The organism is Candidatus Pelagibacter bacterium nBUS_44 (assembly GCF_051200895.1).
Classification (GTDB): Bacteria; Pseudomonadota; Alphaproteobacteria; order Pelagibacterales; family Pelagibacteraceae; genus Pelagibacter.
This window is the reverse complement of sequence record NZ_CP172838.1, coordinates 781517-805351: the sequence shown is the minus strand read 5'-3', so window position 1 is coordinate 805351 and position 23835 is coordinate 781517. Positions and strand designations below refer to the sequence as shown.

Genomic DNA, 23835 nt, shown 5'->3' with positions numbered 1-23835 from the left:
ATTTATTAAATAAATTTAGTTAAAGTTTCAATATATATAAGACTTATAAATCCAACTGTTACAGCTGCAATTAAACCCACAACAAAAGGTTTATAGCCCATTGATTTTAATTCACCTAAATTAATTGAGATACCCACAGCAGCCATAGCCATTGTTAAAAATACTGTTGCTAAAGTTTTTAAATATCCAATTAAATTTATCCAAAGATCATAACTATTGTTATCGGGTGTAAAGAATTGATCTCCAATATTCCTAACAACAATCATTCCTATGAAACCAATTACAAAATATGGAAAAATACTCAAAATAGAGTAATTTTTACCTTTTAGTTCACCACGATTGTATAAAAAAGCAAACAAAGGTATCAGAATTACTAAAAAAGTATTTCTTATTAGTTTTGTTACCGTTGCAACATTTAATGTTTCAGGACTATTAAATTGTTGATCATAAATTAACCCAGCTGCAGCAACTTGAGATGTTTCATGAATTGATGTCCCTAAAAATAAACCAATTTTCAAAGCATCATTATCAAAATACCATTCAGCAAAATATGGATAAACAATCATTGCTATTACTCCAAACAACGTAATGTTTGCAATTGCATATGCTACTTCTGATTTTTTTGCATTAATTACTGGAGCAGTTGCTACAATTGCGGTTGCCCCACAAACGCTTGTACCTATAGCTATCAGGTAAGACATTTTTGATGAAATAGGTACTTTTTTAATCAATAATTTTACAAGTATTAATACACCAATAATACAACAAATAATCAAAGGTATAGCTATTGATCCAAATTTAATAAGCTCTTCAAAACTTAATCTTATACCTAAAAAAATAATTCCTAATTTTAAAATATATTGTTGAGTAAAATCTAACCCAATCATCATTCCTGGTCTTGGTGTAAATGCATTACCCATTAAAATACCAAGTAAAATTGCAATGAGAACTGTTGAGATTGGACTTTTAGGAGTTCCAAAAATTTCTATAGCTAATAAGTTATTTATTCCCTGTGAAAATAAACAAAACACTAAAGCTAAAACAATACCTGGTAAAATTGACTTTAAGTATTGAAAGTTAATAGGCACTAGAGATCTTACGCACTTCTGTAAAGTTTAGTCATCACAAATTCTTTGTGACCTAAAGCTTCTGCACAAGTCAATCTTCCGTTTGCTACCCTTAATGTTGTTTTTATTAGCTCATCTCCAGCTTGAGACATGTTCATTTCACGAGTTAATATTTTTGAAACATCACAATCAATATGTTCTCCCATACCTTTAACAGTTAATGGATTGGCAGTTAACTTAACAACTGGTTCAATAGGGTTACCAACAATATTACCTTGGCCTGTTGGGAATAAATGGATATTAAAACCTGCGGCTGCTTGAAGTGTAACACACTCTGCTGCTGCTGAAGAGGTATCCATAAAGTATAAACCTTTACCTTTAGTTGGTTCTTCTGCTGGCTCTAAAACATCTATAAATTTACAGTTTCCAATTTTTTGGAAGTTTCCAAAAGCTTTTTCTTCAATCGTAGTTAAACCACCAGCGATATTACCTGCTGTTGGTTGACTTTCTGAAAGATCATCTGTTGCTTCTTTTAAAATAAAATCATTGTAAGAATTCCAAGTTTTCATGAATTTATCTGAAGCTTCAGGAGTTGCACCTCTAGTCGCGCAAACTTGCTCGGCACCTGTTAATTCTGACGTTTCCCCAAAACATAAATGAACACCCATTGGTTCTAATTTGTCCATTAAATTACCAACTGTTGGGTTAGCTGCTAATCCAGATGTTGTATCAGATTCACCACATTTTACTGAAATCCAAAGATCGCTCATCGGACATTCTTCTCTTTGTTTTTCTGAAGCCCACATCACAAATTCTTGAGCTTTTTTAGAAGCTTTCATTGTTGTTCCAATGTCTCCAGTTCTTTCAATATGAAATCCTTCAACTGGTTTTCCGGTTTTAGCTATTCCATCAACAATTTTTTTAGTCCATTTTGGCTCAATACCAATAACGATTACAGCTGCAACATTTGGGTTACATCCTGTTCCAATCATAGTTCTAAAATGAAGTTCTAAGTCAGCTCCAAATTGAAGCCTTCCGTATGAATGAGGAAGAGCTATTGTTCCTTTAATATTGTTTGCTACAGCTTCAGCACAAGCGTTAGAAATATCATCAACAGGCAGTATGATTACATGATTTCTAGTTCCGGCTCTGCCGTTTTCTCTTTTATACCCTAAAAAACTTTTTGGAATTTCCATATTATTACCACTTCTTTGTTTTAACATTGTGAACATGAACATGCTCACCTTTTTTGATTGATTTAACCACTTTACCTATATCGTGACCATATTTAAGGATTGTGTCACCCTCATTAAGATCAACCATTGCAATTTTATGTCCTAAAGGAATTTCATCCATAGATTGAATATTTGTTGAACTATCATCTTCCATTATCCAGCAAGCACAATCTTGTTTTGGAGTGATTTTCTCAATAACAACTACTCCTACGTTGTCTTTTTTATCGTGAATTATAATGTCTGTAGCCATAATTTATTGTGTCGATTTGTTTGTTTGAAATTTGTAAAATCTTATATATTAATCGCAAAAATTAACAAACGAATTTTAAAAAAATTTTAAATTTACACATTAGAGAGGCATAATTTTTATGACAAAAATGACAACAGAAGAAGCTTTTGTAAAAGTTTTACAAATGCACGGAATTGAACACGCATTTGGAATTATCGGTTCAGCTTTTATGCCAATTTCAGATATTTTTCCAGATGCAGGAATTACTTTCTGGGATGTTGCTCATGAAACTAATGGTGGATTAATAGCAGACGGGTACACAAGAGCTACGGGTAAAATGTCAATGGTAATTGCGCAAAATGGTCCAGGAATAACTGGATTGGTTACACCAATTAAAACTGCATATTGGAATCACACTCCACTTTTATTAGTTACACCACAAGCAGCAAATAAAACTATGGGACAAGGTGGTTTTCAAGAAGTTGAGCAAATGAATTTATTTAAAGATATGGTTTGTTATCAAGAAGAAGTTAGAGACCCTTCAAGAATGGCAGAAGTTTTAAATAGAGTAATTGAAAAAGCAATCAGAGGTTCAGCTCCAGCACAAATCAATGTACCTAGAGATTATTGGACGCAAGTAATAGATATTGATCTACCACCAATTGTTAGATTAGAAACACAAGGTGGTGGTGTTGATGCAATTAAAAAAGCTGCTGACTTATTATCTAATGCTAAATTTCCAGTAATTTTATCTGGCGCAGGTGTTGTGATTGGTGGTGCTATTGAAGATTGTAAAAAACTTGCTGAAAAATTAGATGCACCAGTTTGTTCTGGTTATCAACACAACGATAGTTTTCCAGGTAGTCATCCATTAGCTGCAGGTCCATTAGGATATAATGGCTCAAAGGCTGGAATGGAATTAATTCAAAAAGCTGATGTTGTGTTAGCATTAGGAACAAGACTTAATCCTTTTTCAACTTTACCAGGCTATGGAATGGATTACTGGCCAAAAGATGCAAGTATCATTCAAGTTGACATGAATTCAGATAGAATTGGTTTAACCAAAAAAGTTTCAGTTGGGATTTGTGGAGATGCAAAATTAGTCTCACAACAGATCTTGGCTCAACTTTCACCAACTGCAGGTGATACAGATAGACAAGCAAGAAAAGATATTATTCATCAAACTAAATCAGCTTGGTTACAAAAATTATCAAGTTTGGATCATGAAGATGATGACAAGGGTACAGTTTGGAATGAAGAAGCTAGAAAAAGAGATGCAGATAGAATGTCTCCTAGACAAGCTTGGAGAGCAATACAAGCTGGTATGCCTGATGATGTAATTATTTCAAGTGATATTGGAAATAATTGTGCAATTGGAAATGCTTACCCAACATTTGAAAAAGGAAGAAAATATTTAGCTCCAGGATTATTTGGCCCTTGTGGATATGGTTTTCCATCAATTTTAGGTGCCAAAATTGGATGCCCTGATACTCCGGTAATTGGTTTTGCTGGGGATGGTGCATTTGGTATTAGCATGAATGAAATGAGCTCATGTGCAAGAGAAGAGTGGCCTGCAATTGCAATGGTTATTTTTAGAAATTACCAGTGGGGTGCAGAAAAAAGAAATACAACTCTTTGGTTTGATGATAATTTTGTTGGAACAGAACTAGACCCAGAACTAAGTTATGCTAAAGTTGCTGATGCTTGTGGATTAAAAGGTGTAGCAGTTAGAACGATGGAAGAAACTACTGCAGCTATTAAACAATCTTGTGAAGATCAAAAGAAAGGAATTACAACGTTTATAGAAGTAATTCTCAACCAAGAGCTTGGTGAGCCATTTAGAAGAGATGCAATGAAAAAACCAGTTAAAGTAGCTGGTATCAATAAAGCTGACATGATTAAGCAACCATCTCTAAACTCTTAAGATCTTTAAAATTTATACCAATTATCGTAAAGTCACTTCATGGAAGTGACTAACGATAATGGTTGTAGTTGGTTAAAAGATTTACCTTCTCGAACAAATATTAAAACTCTCCAATCAAATGAAGATTGCGAGTGGTTAATTGTTGGCGCTGGTTATACCGGTTTGTCAGCTGCTAGAAAATTAGCACAATTATATTCAGATAAAAAAATTATATTAATTGATGCTCAATTAGCTGGGGAAGGTGCTAGCGGAAGAAATTCAGGATATTTAGTTGATACAACTCTTAATGATGGTTTCACATCAAATAAAGAATTAAATAATTATAAAAAGAAAGCTGACATCTATAAATTAGGCATAAATGTAGTTAAAAAATTTATTAATGAACATCAAGTAGAATGTGATTGGAATGAATGTGGAAAATATTTTGCATCATCAAGATTAGAAGATAAAAAAATTTTAACTAATTTTTCAGACACTCTCATTAAATTAGGTTTTGAACATAATTTATTATCTAAAGATGAATTATCAAAAAAATTAGGAACTGATTTTTATAACACTGCACTTCATACTAAAGGTGGGATTTTATTACATCCAGGAAAATTAGTAAGAGCGATGATCGACATATTACCAAAAAATGTTTGTTTATATGAAAATTCACATTTATTAACTTGGAATAAAACTAAAGATATAATTTCTTGTGAATTTAAAAATGGTAAAATTAATACTAAAAAAATCATTTTTGCTACAAATGGTTTTTTGAAATCTTTAGGAATTAAATCAAACTATAATTTTCCTATTACTTTAACAGCTAGCATGACAAGAACTTTAACTGATGACGAATTTAAATCTATCGGTCAACCAAAGGAGTGGGGCGTATTACCTGTGAGACCAATGGGTGCAACTATCAGAATGACAAAAGATAGAAGAATCTTAATTAGAAATACAGCTGAAGTTAACAATCCATATAAAATGTCTAAGTCAGAATTAAATAAAAGGTCTGTTAATCAAAAAATGGGGATAAAAAAAAGATTTCCACAATTACCAGATGATATTATCAAATCATCATGGTCTGGTATTGTTTCAAGAACAAGGAATAGTTCTCAAATATTTGAAAAAATTGATCAAAATGTTTTTGCTGCAGGTTGTTATAATGGCTCTGGTATTGGTGTTGGTACTTTGTTTGGTGAACAAATTGCAATTAAAGCTTGCAATGAAAACAGTAAAGAAATTGAAATTATTGAGAAAAGAAACAAACCTACTTGGTTGCCACCACAACCATTTTTAAATTTAGGTGTTAAAACTCGTTTAATTTATGAGCGTTTGAGAGCCAGATCTGAAATTTAAAGAACAACTAAATCTAATTTTTGCTCACCCAATCTTTCGTTGCCATTTTCGGTGACTAAATAGGTTTCCCCTAAATTCATGGCTAAATTACTATCTGAATCCATCAATATCATGTGCATGAAGAATACATTGCCAGGAACAATCTTGTATGGATTACCAGTGTATAGCATTGGCCAGTCCATCCAGTTAGGTGAAAAAGTTGAACCTAATGAATATCCACAAGCATTCATTCTTGCTTTATTAAATCCCAAATTGTCAAAAGTTCTTGCATGAATATCAAAAACTTCTCCTGCAGTTTTTCCTGGAACTAAAGTTTTTACACAATTTGTTAATGCTTCAACACAAGCTTCATGCATTTTTATATGTTTGGGATCAGCTTTTCCAATAGGAATAGTTCTAAACATTGCAGAGTGGTAATGTTTAAAAGTACCAGCCCATTCTAGACTTAGTTGATCTGTATTTGATAAATTTCTTTTTTCAGCCTGATATCTGCATAGTAGTGCGTTATCTCCTGAGCCAATGATATATTCATTAGCGGGATAATCACCGCCACCTTCAAGAACTGCTCTTTGCATTTCAGCTAAAATTTTTGCCTCACTTGCGCCAGCCTTTGTATATTTCCATGCTTCATCTAAAGCTCTATCTGCAAGTTCAGCAGCTTGTTTTACATAAACTAATTCTTCATTAGATTTTATAACTCTTAATTTTGTTATCAGTTCTGATTGATCTTCAACTGTACAATAATTATTCAAAGATTTATTTAATTTTAGAGCATTACGTCCAGTCATTCCGTAAGCTTCATATTCGACACCAATATTTTTATTTTTTAGATCAAGTTCCTCTAAAATTATTTTAAGATCATCTGTCGGATTAATTCCATCTTTATCAACCCAAATTCTTATATCTTGAATATTTGATGTATTTTGTGCCTGTCTTAAGTCAGGTGCACGAGTTAATAAAATTATATTTCCTTTTTGATCTAAGACTAAAGTTTGAAAAAAAACATATCCAAATGTATCGTATCCTGTCAGCCAATACATTGACTCTTGTCTAAACATTAAAAGAGCATCTAAATTTTGCTCTTTCATAGATTTTAAAACATCTTGTTTTCTTTTAGAAAATTCCTCTTTAGTAAAATGAAGTGTCATTATGATATTATTGCTTTTACAGATCCTAATTTATCAATTTTACCAGTATACAAACCTTTACCTAGTATAGGTACAACCCCAACAGTAGAACCAGTAAAAACGTAGAAATTTTTATTTAAATTAACTTTATCTTTTTTAACTTTTTTTAGGATAAATCTTAAAGAATTGAGTGGATTTATATAAACAGAATTAGTGTTTCCGGTTACACTTTGTTTAATTTTTTTATTTGAAATATTTGTTTTTAAGTTTCCTATATCAATTTTTTTATATTTTTTTTTTTACCAATTAAAAATTTTACATTTGCACCAAAGTCACTACTCAAATCACCAAAAGACTTAATACCTTTCTTTTTTTGTCTATAACCAACGACTTCTATGCAGGGAGCCATATGAGATATAAATTTTGATACATTTTTATTTGTAATAGTCGCTTTTGTTGAAAAAAAAGATTTCTTAATTAAATAACAAACTTCAAGTTCAATTCCAAAAGTTGATTTATTTATTTTTACACGTTGTCCACTCTTTAAAAAATTTCTTTTGAAAATAGATGCATAAAAAGGTTCTTTTTCTTTTAACTTTTTTAAAAGAGGAATTCCTGTACCTCCAGCTTTATATCCAATTATTGGTTCTTTAATTTTATCCTCACATAATTTTCTAAATTTATCTGCTTCGGCTAATTTCTTAGTAAATTTTACTGGTAAGGCTGAAATTATTTTACCTTTAAGAAAAGCATCCACAAGTTTATCTGAGAGCTTATCTTTTAAAGTTTTTTTCATTAAGATTTTTTATTTTAATACTGACATTGGATCAAGTCTAGTTTGAAACCAGTTTACTCTAAAATCTAAATGCGGTCCTGTAGATCTTCCAGTTGAGCCAACAGTTCCAATTATATCTCCTTGATTTATTTGCTCACCTACAGAAACTAAAACATTTTCTAAATGAGAATATATTGTTGAGATACCATGACCGTGATCCATTATGATTGTGCCACCTGTGTAATACAAATCATCCTCAGCCATTGTTACTACTCCAGTTCCAGAAGATTTAATCATAGTTCCTTGTTTTGCAGCTATATCAATACCGTAATGGGGCCATCTAGGTTTACCATTTAATATTCTTTGACTTCCGTAAACACCACTAATAATTCCTTTAACTGGCATGACAAATTTTTCTTTAAAGAAAAGTAAATTAGAATTAATTGCTCTCGCTTCACCAATAGCATTATTTTCTTTTTTAATTCTTTTATAAACTGACTCTGGAGGAGTTACCTTGTTTTCTGCAAGTCCGTCAATTCTTTGAATATTATATTTTCTTTTTAAAACTTTTTTTGTAATTTTGGATATTTTTCCATCTAAAGTTTTCGTAAAAGTTAAATCAAACTTTCTATCTCTATCAATTCCAAAAACAAAGAAGCCATTTCTGGATACTTTTACTTCTTTTTTATTAACTTTAATTTTAGCTTTAGGATCAGTTTTACCTAAAATAAAATGTCCTTGAGTGAATTGTCCCTGAAATTCTATGGCGTTAACTTGAGAGGCTGTAAAGATTAAAAATACTAAAAAAAATCTATAAATTATTGAGCTGTCCATCCGCCATCTATTACTATTGATGTTCCTGTGATCATTGAAGAAGCTGATGAAGCTAAGAAGCAAACTGATGTTGCGATATCACTCTCTGTTGCAGCTTTCCCTAATGGAATATTGCCTAAAGCTAATTTTTTAAATTTTTTATTTTTGAAAAAGTTCTTAACCATTGGTGTTTCAACAAAAGTAGGTGCTACAGTGTTAACTCTAATATTATTTTTCGCCAATTCAACACCCATACCTTTAGTTAATCCTTCAATACCAAATTTAGTCATATTGTAAACATTTCTACCACTCATACCAACATGACCAAGTTGCGATGACATGTTAATTATTGAACCAGGTCTATTTCTATTTTTTAACATTTTTTTAACAACTAATTGAGCAACGTTAAAAGCTGCCTTAAGATTAAGATCAACTAAGTAGTTCATACTTTTTTGTTTAATTTTTTCAAAAGGCTCAGGAATGTTTGTGCCCGCATTATTTACTAGGACATCAATAGTTTTAATTTTTTCAATTTTTTCTTTTAAATCCTCATAATTCATAACATCACAAGGAACTTTAACAATTTTACCTTTAATTTTTTTGATTTGTTTTTCTAATTTATCAAGATCAGAGGGAGTTCTGCTTAAGGCAATGACTGTTGCTCCAGCTTCAGCTAATGCAATAGCGCAAGCTTTGCCCAAGCCTTTACCAGCACCTGTTACTAATGCGTATTTATTTTTTAAGTTAATTTTTTGTAGATACATATTAAATAAATAATTTTAAGTCTGTATAGATTAATTCTATCGCAACTACTAGTATAGCAATTAAACCAATCCAAGCTATCCACTTATATTCATTAATCCATCTAGAAATTAAATTGGCTGCTGTAGCCATTAAAATAATTGATAAAGCTAATCCAAAAATTAACAAAACATAATGATCACCTGCAGCTCCAGCTACACCTAAAACATTATCTAAACTCATTGTAAAATCTGCAAGTAAAACAGTCCAAATTGCTTTCATGAAGCTTGAGTTATCAACTTTAATATCTTCTTCATTAGATTGACCTTTAATTACATCAACATAAAGTTTGTAGACAATGTAAAGTAATAATAATCCACCAATTAATCTTAGTCCTGTAATTTGTAGCAAGTATGCTGTTAGCATTGTTAAGATAATTCTTAAAATTACAGCACCACCTATACCCCAAAAAATTACTTTTTTTCTTTGTTCAACTGGAAATTTTGATGCAACCATTCCAATTATAATTGCGTTATCACCAGCTAACACTAAATCTATGAAAATAATTTGACTTAAGATGACGAGCTGTTCAGCTCCAAATAATTCTGAAAACATTAGCTGTTTAATATCATATCAGCACCTTTTTCTGCAATCATTATTGTTGGTGCATTAGTATTTCCTGAAGTTATGTTTGGCATAATAGATGCATCTATCACTCTAAGGTTTTTGATACCTCTAACTTTTAATTGTTCATCAACTACCGCCATATCATCTTGGCCCATCTTACATGTTCCAACAGGATGAAATATAGTTTGAGCATGATTAGATGCTTCTTTAACTAATTCTTCATCATCATTTATGCTTACACCTGGTCTATATTCTTCAGGTAGATATTTTTTAAAAGTTTCAGATTCTAATACAATTTTTCTCGTTAATTTAAGTCCTCTTGCAGCAACCATTCGATCATGATCTGTTGAAAGATAATTCTGTTTAATTTTTGCATAAGTTCTTGAGTCTTTATCTACAATACTTACATGACCTCTGCTTGTTGGTCGGATGTTTGAGACTGTTGGAGTGAATGCATGAAAGTCATGATTTTTAGTTGCTCCTAACGCATCCATGCTCATAGGCTGAACATGCCATTGTAAATCTGGCAACTCTAAAGAAGCATCACTTTTTGCAAACATACATAATTGACTAGCACCCATAGTCATCGGTCCACTTCTATTAAAAACATATTCAAGCCCAATCATCAAATTTCCAAATAAACTATTAATTTTTTTATTAAGTGATTTCAGACCTTGAATTTTATAAATGGGTCTTAACATCAAATGATCGTGTAAATTTTCACCAACACCATTTAAATTTTGAACTGTATGAATACCTAATTTTTTTAATTTTTCTGAATTACCAATTCCTGATACTTGTAAAATTTGTGGAGAGCCAATTGCACCTGATGATAATATTATTTCTCTATTCGCTTGAACTTTTTTAATCTCATCACCCTCCCAAAATTCAACTTCTTTAGCTATTTTATTTTCAAAATTTATTTTTTTTATATGAGCTTTAGTAACAATCTTTAAATTTTTTCTATGTTTTATTGGATTTAAATATCCAACTGAAGTACTACATCTAAAACCATTTTTTTGAGTAACTTGAAAATAGCCACAACCATGATTATCCCCAGTGTTAAAATCTTTTGTTTTAGGAATACCAAATTCTTCAGCTGCATTTTGAAATTCATCCAAAAGCGGTAGATGTATCCTTTGATCAGAAACAGATAGGGGGCCACCAACTCCATGGAACTCACTTTCTCCTCTTTCCTGATTTTCTGCTTTTAAAAAATAAGGCAGAACATCATCCCAACCCCAACCAGTGTTACCAGATTGTCGCCAAACATCATAATCTCGATGTTGACCTCTTATATATAAAAGACCATTAATTGATGAACTTCCACCTAAAGTTTTTCCTCTAGGATATCTTATAGAAATATTGTTCATACTTTCATCGGGCTCTGTTCGATAACACCAATCAGTATTAGGATTGTGCATTGTTTTAAAATACCCAACAGGAATATGGATCCAAGGATAGTTATCTTTACCACCTGCTTCTAAAAGTAAAACTTTATGATTAGAATTTTCAGATAATCTATTAGCAAGCACACACCCTGCGGATCCAGCACCAAGAATTATAAAATCAAAATTTTCCATTAAAATAGAATTCTTATAAATTAAAATTATTTATTTATAGCAAATTTATTAATAAATATTGAAAAAAGTCATATTAAACCTTGTTATAATTTTAAAATTTTGACAGAGTACTTTTTTTATAAAAAAAACAACAAGAGGGAAAATACAATATGAAAAAAATCATATCATTAGTTGTAGGAACTCTTCTTTTAACAGTAATGACTGTTACAGGAGCGAATTCTGCACAAACTCTTAAGTGTCAAACTGTAATTAGTGCAAAAGCTGACGAAGTGAAAATGTTAAAAGATTTCACTGACACAGTAACTGAACTAACAGAAGGTTCGCTTAAGTTCGAAATTATGCCTGCTGGATCAGTAGTTGGCGTTAAAGAAACTTTAGATGCAGTAGATAAAGGTCTTATCGATTGTGGTTTCGCTTGGACTCACTATTGGTCAGGTGATCACCCAGCAGCTATGTTATTTGGTTCGCCAGTAGCAGGTGCAGGTGTTGGTATCGATAACATCGCATTTTTATCTTGGTTCCAATACGGTGGTGGTAAAGAACTTTACGACCAACTTTGGTCTGAGATGGGAAGAGACATCAAAGGATTTATGTTACAACCAGTAGGTCCAGAAGCTTTAGGTTGGTTCAAAGAGCCAATTAACAGCATGGCAGACTTTAGAAAGTACAAGTTCAGAACTCCTCCAGGAATTCCAGGACAAACTTATAAAGATATTGGTGTAGCTTCTGTTGCAATGGGTGGTGGAGATATTCTTCCAGCTCTTGAAGCAGGAACAATTGATGCTGCTGAATGGTGTTGTCCAAAACCTGACATGACATTCGGTTTCCAAAAAGTTCTAAAACATTACTACCTACAAGGTCTTCACCAAGTAGTAGTAAATGCTGACTTCTATATAACAGGAAGCAAATATAAGAAAATGTCTGCTTTAGAGAAGAAAGCTTTAGAAGTTGCTGCGAATGCATCTCTATCAAAATCAATGAGTTACAGAATATACGAAAACGGAAAAGCTCTTGCTGAGTTAACTGGAAAACATGGTGTAATTTTACATGATACTCCAGCTGACTATTTCCCAGCGTATATGGCTGCTGCTAAAAAAGCTCTAGAGACAAATGCCGCGAAGAATAAATTTTTCGCTAAAGTATGGCAGTCTCAAAAAGACTTTGCAGATATAGCTGTACCTTTCTGGTCTGGATCTCAAATGTCTAATGCTAAGCTAGGAATGGCTCACGCAGCTACTTTAAAGTAGTATTTAGATAAGAAACAATTATAACTAAAGCGGATTTTATAATCCGCTTTAGTTTTTTTTTTAGAAAATAAAAGAATTTTTATGGCTGACGATCCTAGTAAACTAGACATAACTGATGAAATGATCGCTGAAAGGCGAGGTGGTTCAGGACAAATGCCAAGTGATATGCCGAAATGGATGGCATCTACAATTACAAGAATAGATTTATTTAATAAATGGGTAGGAAATATAGTTTGTTGGATAACAGTCCCATTAATACTAGCAATGGTTTATGAGGTTTTAGCAAGAAAATTGTTTACAGCTCCAACAATGTGGGCATACGATATGAGTAGATTTTTGTACGGTGCATTATTTATGTTAGGTGCTGGCTATGCTTTATCAAAAGGCGTTCATATTAGAGCTGACTTTTTGTACAGAAATTTTAAAACCAAAACTCAAGGAAGAATAGATTTTTGGCTATATCTTCTTTTTTATTTTCCAGGATTGATTGTTTTTTTATATATGACAACTGGATTTGTTCAGGAATCTATTATGAGAGGTGAAAAAGGAATGGATACTGCTTGGATGCCTTATATGTGGCCAATAAAATCTTGCTTATGGCTTGGGATTGTTTTTTTACTTGTTCAGGGAATATCAGAATTATTTAAAAGTTATTGGGCGGCAACTAAAGGTATCTGGCCAGGAGAAGAGGAATAAATGTTAGCAGAATTTATAGATCCGGCAGTTTTAGGTTTTATTTTAATTGGAGTAATGCTTTTTTCGATTTTTGTTGGTTTTCCAATATCATTTACTTTAATTTTTTTAGGATTTGTATTTGGTTATTTAGGTTTTGGAAAACTAGTTTTTTATCTAATGACCTTGCAATTCTCTATGGTCATGACAGAACAAACACTAGCCGCTGTCCCGCTCTTTGTCTTTATGGGAATAATGATGGAACAAGCTGGATTAATGGAAAGATTGTTTTCAGCATTCCAATTGATGTTAGCAAAAGTTAGAGGCTCACTTTATTATGCGGTATTATTTGTTTCAGTAGTATTTGCAGCTGCAACAGGAATAGTTGGAGCATCAGTTACAATATTAGGAATCATGGCTGCAAAATCTATGAATAAATCTGGTTACAATGTGAGATTAGCAGCCGGAACAATTACTGCTGGAGGTACTTTAGGAATTCTAATTCCACCAAGTATTATGCTTGTCGTAATGGGACCTATTATGGAAATTCCTGTTACTGATTTATTTGCAGCCGCAATTATTCCAGGAATATTACTTGCAACACTTTATGCTGCATACACAACTATTAGATGCTGGATTGACCCAAGCTTGGGCCCCGTCTTACCTCCAGAGTTAAGAGCATCAAGTATGAAAGAAGTTTGGATAGAATTCTTTTTAGGTCTTGTTCCACCAGCTGCTCTAGTTTTTGCGGCATTAGGAAGTATTCTTTTTGGATTTGCAACACCAACAGAAGCGGCTGGATGTGGAGCGATGGGTTCTTTGTTATTGGCTTTAGCGTATAGAAAATTAACATTTAGAAAATTACAAGATGCTTTAGTTAAAACTCTTGAAATTTCTGCATTAATAATGGTTTTAGTTGCGGCTTCAAATTTCTTTGGGGCTGTTTTTTCAAGACTTGGCACACCGATGTTGTTAACTGACTTTTTGCTAGGTCTAGAGATGAATAGATATTTAATTCTAGCATTAATTATGGTGATGATATTTTTATTGGGCTGGCCTTTAGAGTGGGTACCAATAGTAATGATTATAATTCCAATTATATTACCTTTGGTTGAAGCTTTAGGGTTTAACTTAACTTGGTTTGCAATTCTTGTAGCAGTCAATCTCCAAACCGCCTGGCTGTCTCCACCTGTAGCTCTATCTGCTTATTTTTTAAAAGGTGTAGTTCCTGAGTGGGATTTAAAAGATATTTATTATGGAATGATGCAATTTATGGTTATTCAAATAATAGGATTAATATTAATAATTGTATTTCCTAAGATTGCTTTATGGCTACCGGCCTATCTATATGGACAGTAGATATTATTAGTTTATTATAATTTTTAGTGAATCAGCCAAAAGTAAAATATTCTCTTTCAAATTGGGACCTTGTTTCAGTAAACCCAAATTATAAAACTTGGGACTGGAAAGACCTTTTTTGTTATTGGGGTGTTAACGTTCAAAGTATAATAGGATTTTCTTTAATAGCTTCACTATATACAATTTATAGTTTGAATACTTTTGTAGTTTTTTTTGGTACTATTTTAGGATCATTTTTTGTTTATTTATTTTCAAATTTAATTGGTAAGCCTTCACAAAAATTTGGTCTACCATTCGCAGTTCTATTAAGATCTTCTTTAGGTTTTAGAGGAGCAAAATTTTTTGGCTTAATCAGAAGTATTGTTGGAATATTTATGTTTGGTATTCAAACATATTTTTTATCAAAGGCTATTAGTTATCTTTTAAGAATATTAATTTTCTCAATTGACAATTCTCTTTTAGATCAAGAAATCTTTCTTACATTTTTGTTGGGATTAAATATAATTGACTGGATTTCATTTAGTGGTGTTGTTATTTTTCAAGCAACAATGTTTAGTGTAGGAATTCAATTTAATAAAAAGTTGATTAATATTTCAGCTATTACAGTCTATTCTGGAATGATAATTTTTTTCTTTGTTGTTTTTTTAAGCGATGTACAAGCAACATCACAAGCATTTATCAATATTTTAAATTTCAAAAATTTTTTAGACATCAATAATTTAATACCATTGTTAACAGTTGCGGGAACTATTTTTGCATATTTTTCAATAATTATTTTAAGTTTTGGTGATTATTCTAGATATGTAAAAGATGAAAAAAATTTAGAAAAAGGAAACTTCAGTTTAATTTTAAATCTAATTATTTTTTCATTTTTTGCTATTTTTATTGTTGTGGGTTCTGACACATTTTTAAATCAAAAATTTGAGGATTTAAATAGAATTTTTACAAACCCAACGGACATTATTGGTAAATTTGATAATCTACAAATTACCATTATTGTTCTTTTTTTTATAATTGTTGCTTCAGCTTCAACTAACCTGGTAGCAAATTTTATTCCATCTCAATATTCACTTATTAATTTTATACCAAGTAAATTAACACTAAAAAGTGCAAGCTATGTAATTTCAATTACAGGTTTTTTGATTGGGATTTTTTGGCTTACGCTTTTAAGTCAAATTGGAATTTTATCTTTTGTTGATACTTTTGGTGCATTCTTTGGACCATTATTTGGAGTAATTATAGTTGATTATTATTTAATTAAAGAAAACAGCTTAAGTAACAAAGATATTTATTCAGTTGAAGCTAATGGAGCTTATTATTATTCAAAAGGTTGGCACATCAAAGCATTATACTCTTTGATTATAGGTTTTATTTTTTCTGCTTCAACAATATGGAATACTAATTTAATGTTTTTACAATCTTATGCTTGGATAATTGGCGCAATGGCCTCTTCAATAACGTATTACTTGCTTGCAAAAAGATAGATTTATGAATGAATTTGATTTTAAAGATAGAACAGCTGTCATAACAGGTGGTGGTCAAGGTTTTGGTCTTGATATTGCAAAACGTTTTTTAGACTCTGGTGCTAAAGTTATTATTTGGGATATTGATGAAAAATTACTTAAATCAGCAGCTGATGAAGTTAATAATGATAATTTAAGTTATGATGTGGTTGATGTTTCAAATTACAAACAAATAGAAAAAACAGTTTCAAACATTACATCAAAATCTAATATTGATATTTTAATTAATAATGCTGGGATTACAGGTCCAACGGCTCCATTATGGGAGTATGACATTGAGATGTGGAATAAGATTGTTCAGATAAATCTTGTTGGTACATTTAATTGTTGTAGAGCGATAGTTCCAAATATGATTAAAAATGATTATGGTAGAATTGTAAACGTAGCTTCTGTAGCTGGTAAAGATGGAAATGCAAATGCAAGCGCCTATAGCTCTGGAAAAGCGGGTGCGATTGGCCTTACAAAGTCACTTGGAAAAGAACTTGCTAATAAGAATATAGCTGTAAATGCCGTAACTCCTGCAGGAGCTAAAACAAGAATTTTAGATCAAATGAGCAAAGAGCATGTTCAAAGAATGCTTTCCAAAGTACCCAGAGGCAGATTTCTTGAAATACATGAGTTTACCTCATTGGTTTGTTGGCTCTCTTCAGAGGAAAATTCTTTTTCTACAGCAGCGGTGTTTGATATTAGTGGTGGCAGATCAACATATTAGTATAGCTAGTTGCTATAAGTCTCTAACAATTTTTTTTCACCAAAATTAGTATTTTTTTCCATTACAGGAGCAAAAATCATTACTGACCAGTAGATCAATAGTAAAAAAATTGAAATTGTTTTCATTATCTAAACCTAATTACAAATATTGAATTAAGAATGTTTAAAATGTGTCTAAAAGTTGTATTTAAAATATAATTATTTATAAGTTTTTTATGTATAAATGTTTTAGTTTATTTATTTTAATTTTTGTTTCATTTTCTTTTGCTAATGCTGAAGTTGCAAATGTATTTGAGTTTACAAATTCAGAGCTTTCAAAATTAGAGGTAAGAAAAGTAAGAGGAGCCGATAACAAAACTGTCTATTCCGTAGGAGTTAATGAAAAGGGTAATTTTTTAAAAGCAATTGCTGATAATGCAGCATCAGGATTAGGTAAAGAGATAAATATCAATTTAAACAAAACCCCATTTATCAATATTACATGGAAAGTGGAGAAAGATCTGCCAGGAATTAAAGAAAATACTAAAAAAGGACATGATTTTGCTGCACGTGTTTTTGTAATAAAAAAAACTGGTGCTACACCTTTATCTAATAGAGCCATTAACTATGTATTTTCAAGCAATAACGATGTTGATTTTAACTCTCCAAGCCCATACACAAAGAAATCTATAGATAATGTGTTGGCAACTACTAAAAATGATTTGAATAAATGGATAACTGTAAAAGCCAATGTCAAAGAAGACTTTAAAAGATTTCATAATTTGGATGTAAATCAATTAGATGGTTTAGCGATTATGGTTGACACCGATAACTCAAAATTAAAAGCTATCTCTTATTTTCAAAATATTTATTTTTCTGCAAATTGATTAGAATTTAAGATACTTTTTTAAACCTATACTTAAAAAAGATAATAGAACTGCCACAATAACATCTTCTATTGGTTGTGCATTAGGGAAGCCGAAATTCCACAAAATAACTCCAATTAACCAGATGATATATATTTTCATTATTTAAACTATATCTTAGTTTATATTAAATCATTATTTTTTTTGATAGAATATTGTTATGCATGAAAACTTTTACCATAATGTTAAAGTATACTACGAAGATACAGATGCAGGTGGAGTTGTGTATTACGCTAATTATCTTAAGTATCTTGAAAGAGCTAGAACAGAAGCTTTAGCAAAAATTGGATTAAGCAATTTACAAATTAAAGAAAAGTTTAATGCACTCATTGTTGTTAAATCTTGCAATATTGAATATAAAAAATCAGCACATCTTGAAGATCAATTATCTATTAGATCTTTTGTAAAATCAGTAACAAAAACATCTTTTTTTATGAATCAGTTTATAAGTAAAAATGAAATCTCGATTGTGGAGGCACAAGTTCATTTAGTTTTTGTAAATGAAAAAGGTAAACCGGTTAAAGTTCCAGATATAATTTTTGATAATTTTAAACCTTATTTTTGCGATAGTATTAAACTTTAGTTATTCTTTTAGCTCTTTGAAACAAAGTAATCATCATTTTTTCAGAAATTAATTTTGTATTTACATTTCTTGGACTAGGATGGTAGCAAGGAATTAAAGTTACATTATCAGGCAATAAATAGGATTTACCATGTTTGAAATGTATTTTTTTAGTAAGAGTATATTTTTTTTTATAAAATTTAAGACAGTTATCAAAGGCAACTTTTCCTAATGTTATAATTAGCTCTAATTTTTTTAAATTAGAAATTTCTGTATCAAAAAATATGGAACAATTATCCAATTCTTTATTAAGAGGTTTATCTCCTGGAGGAACACATTTTAATATATTTGTGATGTAAGTAGATTTTATCTTGAGACCATCATTTAAATTTTTTGAAGTAGGTTGATTGGCTATTTTTGCTTTATATAGACATTGAAATAAAAATTCTCCAGATTTGTCACCAGTAAAAGCGCGTCCAGTTCTTGTTCCACCGTGTGCGGCAGGAGCTAACCCTAATATTAGAAGTTTTGCGTTCACATCACCAAATCCCGCAACTGGTTTACCCCAATATTTTTCATCAATATTTTGTTTTCTTTTTTCTTTAGAAATTTTTTTAATGAAATTGGTTAATCTTGGACATTTTTTGCATTTAATAATTGTTTTATTAAGACTTTTAATTTTATTGTTCATTTAATTAATTGATAGATTGGAAATAGAATATTAGATTATAATTATTATGTCTTCTAAAAAAGCAATGAAACAAGCCCAAAAACAAGCTTACGCAAAACACAGAAGCAGCATTACAAATAGCAGTAAGTTTAATTTTAAAAATAAAAATTCAATAAAAAAAAATAAAAAGAAAAATTAACTTTCTTTTTCAAATCTTTCAATTTTTTTACATGAAGACATGAAAGAAATTCCCTCTTCATTATTTATCACAGTTTTTATCATAATATTTGGATTGTCTATTTCAAATAATAATTGTGTGTAAAATTGAGGATAGCCAATTTTATCAGTCAAAATTTTATCATTCTCTTGATAGATAAATTTTGTTAATGTGTTTTCTTTTTTTATAGAAAGATCTGTAACACGATATTTTTTAAAAGTTTTGTTGTTATAGACAAAATTTCTTGTCATTAATGATTTTTCTAAATCTAAAATATATTCATTCTTTAAGAAACCATCTTTTTTATTATCACAAGCGCTAAGAATGATAATTTCTGCATTTAAACTACTAACAATAAATAAAGTTAGTATAATTAAAGAAAGAAAATTTAAAAATTTAATTTTTTTCATTTTTTTCAGTTAAAAATAACCCTATTAATAGAAGTGCTGTCCATCCAATGCCCAATAAAGCTTTTGGGCTTGTTTGAGCACTCCACATTTCTAGGCCTAAAGCACCAAAAATTAGACCAATTATATAAATTAAAATTATAATTGACGATTTATTCATTTTTTAAATTTTTCTTAAATAGAGATATTCCGTTATTAATTTTGTGCTCATAAGACTCATTAAAGCTTTCCAATTGCCATCCACTTAATCTTTTTTTAATTGTATCAAGGTTAGTTTTTTTCCAATCATCATTAGTCGCTTCAAGTTTCCAAATCTTCTTTTCATCATTGTTTCTTCCACAACCATAGCAATAACCTGTTGATGGATCCGTTTTGCAAATGCTGATACATGGTGAAACAATCATTTTTTAAATATTTTTATAAATTATAGGAGATAAATAGTTAATTTTTTAACAATTGTCATTGGACAAATAGTTTCAATAATATATAAAACCTCGTAATTTGTGGGGCGATGGCGGAATTGGTAGACGCGTTGGTCTTAGGAACCAATATTTTCGGATGTGAAGGTTCGAGTCCTTTTCGCCCTACCAAATATTAAATTATTATGAAAGTTACAGTAGAAAATAAAAAAGGTCTAAATAAAGACGTTAAAGTTTTTATCGATAAAGAGACAATGAACTCTTATATGGATGAAAAATATGAAGAGATTAAAGGAACTGTAAACTTAAAAGGTTTTCGTCCAGGGAAAGTTCCAAAAGAAGTTTTAAAGAGGCAATTTGGAAAAGCTGTATTTGGAGAAGTATTAGACAAAGTATTAAAAGATACATCAACCAAAGCTTTAGAAGAGCAAAAGATCAAACCCGCAGGCCAACCAAAGCTTGATTTAAAAACTTATGGTGAAGATAAAGATTTAGAATATGTTTTATCAGTAACTGAATTGCCAAAAGTCGAAGTAAAATCAATAGAAAGTATTAAGTTTGATCAGTACTCAGTTAAAATAGACAAGAGTGAAACAGACAAACGAATTAAAGAAATCGCAAAAAATCAACCTAGCTTTAAAGAGGCAAATCAAGATACAAAAGCTAAAGACGGAGATCAAGTAACTATTGATTACAAAGCAACAGTAGATGGAAAAGATTTTAAAGGAAGTGAAGGTAAAAATACACAATTAACTCTTGGCAAAGATTTGTTTTTAAAAGGTTTTGACAAACAGTTGATAGGAGTAAAAAAAAATGATGAAAAAATAGTTGAAGCTATTTTACCAGAAAATTTTCCTGAAAAAGAATTAGTAAATAAAAAAGCACAATTTAATTGTAAAGTAATAAATATTAAAAATCCTGAGGAAGTAAAGATAGATGATACTTTTGCTAAAAACCTAGGTGCAAAAAATTTAGATGATTTAAAGACTTTAATATCCAAACAAATTAATGATGAGTACAAAAATTCATTAGATCAATTGTCTAAGAATCAAATTTTAAAAGAAATTGAAAAAATTAAAGTTGATGAAATTCCTGAAAATTTAGTTGAGGAAGAAGTTAAAATTCTTTCACAAGGTATGTCTGAAGAGGAAGCAAAAAAAAACAAAACTAAATTTATCGAAACTGCAAAAACTAGAATTAAAACGGGGTTAATTTTGAATGAATTTGGTGAACAAAATAAAATCAATGTTTCAGAACAAGAAATACAAGCTGAAGTACAAAAACAACTAAGAATGATGCCCGGACAAGAAAAAATGGTAATGGATTTTTATCAAAAAAATCCATCTGCGGTAGCAAATTTAAGAGGTACAGTTTACGAAGAAAAAATTTTAAATTTAATTAAAGATAAAGCTAAAGTAAATAAAAAAGAAATTTCAAAAGATGAAGCTGAAAAAATTCTAAAAGAAGCTCATAAACATGATCATAATCATGATCACGATCATGAGGGTGAAAAAAAAGAAACAAAAAAACCAATTAAAACAAAACCTAAAACAGAAAAAAAACCCTTAGCAAAAGCTTCCAAAACAAAGCCAAAAGCAAAAAAAGTTAGCAAAAAGTAATCTCAAGTTGTATAAGTAATACGAATCAACTTATGACAACAAAATTATCTGAACACATGAATACTTTAGTTCCAATGGTTGTTGAGCAATCTAATAAAGGTGAAAGAGCTTACGATATATATTCTAGACTTTTAAAAGAAAGAATTATTTTTTTAACTGGTCAAATAAATGACAACGTTGCATCATTAGTTACAGCTCAATTATTATTTCTTGAAGCAGAGGATCCAAAAAAAGAAATTTATTTATATATTAATAGCCCAGGTGGGTTAGTGACAGCGGGTCTTGGTATTTATGATACTATGCAATATGTGAAGCCTGATATTTCAACTTTGTGCATTGGTCAAGCAGCCTCAATGGGATCTTTCTTACTTGCTGCTGGAACAAAAGGTAAAAGATTTTCACTTCCAAATTCAAGAGTAATGGTTCATCAACCATCGGCTGGTTTTCAAGGCCAAGTAACAGATATCGAAATACATGCAAATGAGGTTTCGTCATTAAAAAAAAGATTAAATGAAATTTACTCTAAACATACAGGTAAATCTGTTGATGAAGTTAAGTCTGCTTTAGAGAGAGATAACTTTATGACTGCAGAAGTTGCTAAAGACTTTGGTTTAATAGACGAAGTAGTAGAAAAAAGATCATAAAACACCATATATTGAACGTGTGACAATCCTAACTTGATTAGTAGGAGTCTTCTATAATAAAGTAATTAAATTGATTCGTTAAAAATTATATTATGACAACAAATAATAAAAATATTCTTTACTGCTCTTTCTGTGGAAAGAGTCAACACGAAGTAAGAAAACTTATTGCTGGTCCAACAGTTTTTATTTGTGATGAGTGTGTAGAATTGTGTATGGACATCATTAAAGAAGAAAGCAAAGATACTTTTGTAAAACATCAAGACGGCCTTCCTTCACCAAAAGAAATTTGTACTGTTTTAGATGATTATGTAATAGGCCAACCTTATGCAAAAAAAGTTTTATCTGTTGCTGTTCATAATCATTATAAAAGATTAAACTATGAAAGCAAAACTAGTAAAAATGTTGAACTTGCAAAATCTAATATATTATTAGTTGGTCCAACGGGATGTGGTAAAACACTATTAGCTCAAACTCTTGCTAGAATATTAGATGTTCCATTTACTATGGCTGATGCAACAACTCTTACAGAGGCAGGATATGTCGGTGAAGATGTTGAAAATATTATTTTAAAATTATTACAGGCTTCAGATTATAATGTTGAAAAAGCTCAAAGAGGAATTGTCTATATTGATGAAGTTGATAAAATTAGTAGAAAATCAGAGAACCCATCAATAACTAGGGATGTTTCTGGAGAGGGTGTTCAGCAAGCTTTATTAAAAATTATGGAAGGAACAGTTGCAAGCGTTCCACCTCAAGGAGGAAGAAAACATCCGCAACAAGAATTTTTACAAGTCGATACAACTAATATACTGTTTATTTGTGGAGGTGCTTTTGCTGGTCTTGATAAAATTATTTCTCAAAGAGACAAAGGAACATCAATTGGGTTTGGTGCTGATGTAAAAAATACTCAAGATAAAAAAACTGGTGAATGGATGAAAACCCTTGAACCTGAGGATTTATTAAAATTTGGTTTAATACCAGAGTTTATTGGAAGACTACCTATGATTGCAACTCTTGAGGATTTAGATGAAAAATCATTAATTAAAATTTTACAAGAACCTAAAAACTCTTTAACGAAACAGTATCAAGAGCTGTTTAAACTTGATGGAGCAAAATTAACTTTTAGAGAAAATGCATTAAAAGAAATTGCTCAAAAAGCAATTAAGAAAAAAACAGGTGCAAGAGGTTTAAGATCAATTTTAGAAAATATTTTATTGAAAACTATGTATGATTTGCCAAGTCAGGAAAATATAGAAGAAGTTATAGTTGACGCAGGAGCTGCCAAAGGTCAGTCCCAACCATTATTAGTTCACACCAAAGGTGACAATAAATCAAAGTCAAATAAACCCTCAGCGGCTTAATATACCTAATAACTAATAAAAACCTATTGCAATATAAAATATAATATCCATATT

26 protein-coding genes and 1 tRNA gene are annotated in these 23835 nt (G+C 30.6%); 14 read left to right on the top strand and 13 right to left on the bottom strand.

Annotated elements, in window-relative coordinates; translation table 11 throughout:
* Positions 1–5: 5 nt before the first annotated feature.
* From ACIJYB_RS04525 to ACIJYB_RS04515, 3 genes are read right to left on the bottom strand one after another with little or no spacing between them, the layout of a single operon-like run.
* Complete coding sequence (locus tag ACIJYB_RS04525) at positions 6–1088, bottom strand: YeiH family protein (RefSeq protein WP_435150129.1); 1083 nt, start codon at positions 1086–1088, stop codon at positions 6–8.
* Between the two features lie 8 nt (positions 1089–1096).
* On the bottom strand, positions 1097–2263 hold the full coding sequence (locus tag ACIJYB_RS04520; protein ID WP_435089260.1) for a UxaA family hydrolase: 1167 nt from the start codon (positions 2261–2263) through the stop codon (positions 1097–1099).
* 4 nt (positions 2264–2267) lie between these two features.
* Complete coding sequence (locus ACIJYB_RS04515; RefSeq protein WP_435150128.1) at positions 2268–2552, bottom strand: UxaA family hydrolase; 285 nt, start codon at positions 2550–2552, stop codon at positions 2268–2270.
* 118 nt (positions 2553–2670) lie between these two features.
* Between ACIJYB_RS04515 and xsc the strand changes: the two genes are divergently transcribed.
* Together xsc and ACIJYB_RS04505 are read left to right on the top strand one after the other, a co-directional pair.
* Positions 2671–4455 (top strand): sulfoacetaldehyde acetyltransferase, encoded by a 1785-nt coding sequence (gene xsc, locus ACIJYB_RS04510; protein WP_435150126.1) that lies wholly within the window; start codon positions 2671–2673, stop codon positions 4453–4455.
* Between the two features lie 39 nt (positions 4456–4494).
* Positions 4495–5799, top strand: coding sequence for an NAD(P)/FAD-dependent oxidoreductase (locus ACIJYB_RS04505; RefSeq protein WP_435150124.1), 1305 nt, complete (start codon positions 4495–4497; stop codon positions 5797–5799).
* Here ACIJYB_RS04505 and ACIJYB_RS04500 read toward each other — a convergent pair.
* The 6 genes from ACIJYB_RS04500 to ACIJYB_RS04475 form a co-directional block, all read right to left on the bottom strand.
* Positions 5796–6947, bottom strand: a complete 1152-nt coding sequence (locus ACIJYB_RS04500) for a M24 family metallopeptidase (protein WP_435150123.1) — start codon at positions 6945–6947, stop codon at positions 5796–5798. The genes ACIJYB_RS04505 and ACIJYB_RS04500 overlap by 4 nt on opposite strands.
* Before the next feature lie 250 nt (positions 6948–7197).
* On the bottom strand, positions 7198–7722 hold the full coding sequence (locus ACIJYB_RS04495; protein ID WP_435150121.1) for a hypothetical protein: 525 nt from the start codon (positions 7720–7722) through the stop codon (positions 7198–7200).
* 9 nt (positions 7723–7731) lie between these two features.
* Positions 7732–8535 (bottom strand): M23 family metallopeptidase, encoded by an 804-nt coding sequence (locus ACIJYB_RS04490; RefSeq protein WP_435150119.1) that lies wholly within the window; start codon positions 8533–8535, stop codon positions 7732–7734.
* A complete protein-coding gene (locus ACIJYB_RS04485) occupies positions 8520–9278 on the bottom strand; it encodes an SDR family NAD(P)-dependent oxidoreductase (RefSeq protein WP_435150118.1) in 759 nt (252 codons plus the stop codon). Before ACIJYB_RS04485 ends, ACIJYB_RS04490 begins: the two co-directional genes overlap by 16 nt.
* Before the next feature lies 1 nt (position 9279).
* On the bottom strand, positions 9280–9870 hold the full coding sequence (locus tag ACIJYB_RS04480; RefSeq protein ID WP_435089459.1) for a TerC family protein: 591 nt from the start codon (positions 9868–9870) through the stop codon (positions 9280–9282).
* Positions 9870–11465 carry a GMC family oxidoreductase gene (locus tag ACIJYB_RS04475; RefSeq protein WP_435150116.1) on the bottom strand — a complete coding sequence of 532 codons (1596 nt, stop codon included), beginning with the start codon at positions 11463–11465 and terminating at the stop codon, positions 9870–9872. Before ACIJYB_RS04475 ends, ACIJYB_RS04480 begins: the two co-directional genes overlap by 1 nt.
* A 149-nt stretch (positions 11466–11614) precedes the next feature.
* On the opposite strand from ACIJYB_RS04475, the gene ACIJYB_RS04470 reads away from it, so the two are divergent.
* The 7 genes from ACIJYB_RS04470 (at position 11615) to ACIJYB_RS04440 (ending at position 18465) form a co-directional block, all read left to right on the top strand.
* Positions 11615–12712, top strand: a complete 1098-nt coding sequence (locus ACIJYB_RS04470; protein WP_435150114.1) for a TRAP transporter substrate-binding protein — start codon at positions 11615–11617, stop codon at positions 12710–12712.
* Positions 12713–12793: 81 nt separating this feature from the next.
* Positions 12794–13408 carry a TRAP transporter small permease subunit gene (locus tag ACIJYB_RS04465; protein ID WP_435150112.1) on the top strand — a complete coding sequence of 205 codons (615 nt, stop codon included), beginning with the start codon at positions 12794–12796 and terminating at the stop codon, positions 13406–13408.
* Positions 13409–14743 (top strand): TRAP transporter large permease, encoded by a 1335-nt coding sequence (locus ACIJYB_RS04460; RefSeq protein WP_435150110.1) that lies wholly within the window; start codon positions 13409–13411, stop codon positions 14741–14743.
* 26 nt (positions 14744–14769) lie between these two features.
* Entirely contained in the window at positions 14770–16227 is a 1458-nt protein-coding gene (locus ACIJYB_RS04455; protein ID WP_435150109.1) for a cytosine permease, read from the top strand.
* 4 nt (positions 16228–16231) lie between these two features.
* Positions 16232–16978, top strand: coding sequence for an SDR family NAD(P)-dependent oxidoreductase (locus tag ACIJYB_RS04450; protein WP_435150108.1), 747 nt, complete (start codon positions 16232–16234; stop codon positions 16976–16978).
* Positions 16979–17192: 214 nt separating this feature from the next.
* The gene (locus ACIJYB_RS04445) at positions 17193–17843 is read left to right on the top strand and encodes a DUF3047 domain-containing protein (RefSeq protein WP_435150106.1); all 651 of its coding nucleotides are present in this window, start codon (positions 17193–17195) and stop codon (positions 17841–17843) included.
* 199 nt (positions 17844–18042) lie between these two features.
* The gene (locus tag ACIJYB_RS04440) at positions 18043–18465 is read left to right on the top strand and encodes a YbgC/FadM family acyl-CoA thioesterase (RefSeq protein ID WP_435150104.1); all 423 of its coding nucleotides are present in this window, start codon (positions 18043–18045) and stop codon (positions 18463–18465) included.
* On the opposite strand, the gene ACIJYB_RS04435 is transcribed toward ACIJYB_RS04440, so the two are convergent.
* A complete protein-coding gene (locus tag ACIJYB_RS04435; RefSeq protein WP_435150102.1) occupies positions 18455–19135 on the bottom strand; it encodes a uracil-DNA glycosylase in 681 nt (226 codons plus the stop codon). The two genes, ACIJYB_RS04440 and ACIJYB_RS04435, sit on opposite strands and share 11 nt — an antisense overlap.
* A gap of 46 nt (positions 19136–19181) precedes the next feature.
* Between ACIJYB_RS04435 and ACIJYB_RS04430 the strand changes: the two genes are divergently transcribed.
* Positions 19182–19313, top strand: coding sequence for a hypothetical protein (locus ACIJYB_RS04430; RefSeq protein ID WP_435084990.1), 132 nt, complete (start codon positions 19182–19184; stop codon positions 19311–19313).
* Here ACIJYB_RS04430 and ACIJYB_RS04425 read toward each other — a convergent pair.
* From ACIJYB_RS04425 to ACIJYB_RS04415, 3 genes are read right to left on the bottom strand one after another with little or no spacing between them, the layout of a single operon-like run.
* Positions 19310–19741, bottom strand: a complete 432-nt coding sequence (locus tag ACIJYB_RS04425) for a hypothetical protein (protein ID WP_435150101.1) — start codon at positions 19739–19741, stop codon at positions 19310–19312. The genes ACIJYB_RS04430 and ACIJYB_RS04425 overlap by 4 nt on opposite strands.
* A complete protein-coding gene (locus tag ACIJYB_RS04420; protein ID WP_435084988.1) occupies positions 19728–19898 on the bottom strand; it encodes a hypothetical protein in 171 nt (56 codons plus the stop codon). The genes ACIJYB_RS04425 and ACIJYB_RS04420 overlap by 14 nt, the downstream gene beginning before the upstream one ends.
* Positions 19891–20142: a DUF1289 domain-containing protein gene (locus ACIJYB_RS04415; protein WP_435150099.1), complete on the bottom strand. Its 252-nt coding sequence runs from the start codon at positions 20140–20142 to the stop codon at positions 19891–19893. Before ACIJYB_RS04415 ends, ACIJYB_RS04420 begins: the two co-directional genes overlap by 8 nt.
* 101 nt (positions 20143–20243) lie before the next feature.
* Here ACIJYB_RS04415 and ACIJYB_RS04410 point away from each other — a divergent pair.
* The 4 genes from ACIJYB_RS04410 to clpX all read left to right on the top strand — a co-directional run bounded on the left by ACIJYB_RS04410 (position 20244) and on the right by clpX (position 23781).
* Positions 20244–20328 (top strand) — tRNA-Leu (locus ACIJYB_RS04410).
* Positions 20329–20342: 14 nt separating this feature from the next.
* Positions 20343–21776 carry a trigger factor gene (tig, locus tag ACIJYB_RS04405; RefSeq protein WP_435150098.1) on the top strand — a complete coding sequence of 478 codons (1434 nt, stop codon included), beginning with the start codon at positions 20343–20345 and terminating at the stop codon, positions 21774–21776.
* 32 nt (positions 21777–21808) lie between these two features.
* Positions 21809–22420, top strand: coding sequence for an ATP-dependent Clp endopeptidase proteolytic subunit ClpP (gene clpP / locus ACIJYB_RS04400; RefSeq protein WP_435084982.1), 612 nt, complete (start codon positions 21809–21811; stop codon positions 22418–22420).
* A gap of 92 nt (positions 22421–22512) precedes the next feature.
* Complete coding sequence (gene clpX, locus ACIJYB_RS04395) at positions 22513–23781, top strand: ATP-dependent Clp protease ATP-binding subunit ClpX (RefSeq protein WP_435150096.1); 1269 nt, start codon at positions 22513–22515, stop codon at positions 23779–23781.
* The last annotated feature ends 54 nt before the right edge of the window (positions 23782–23835 follow it).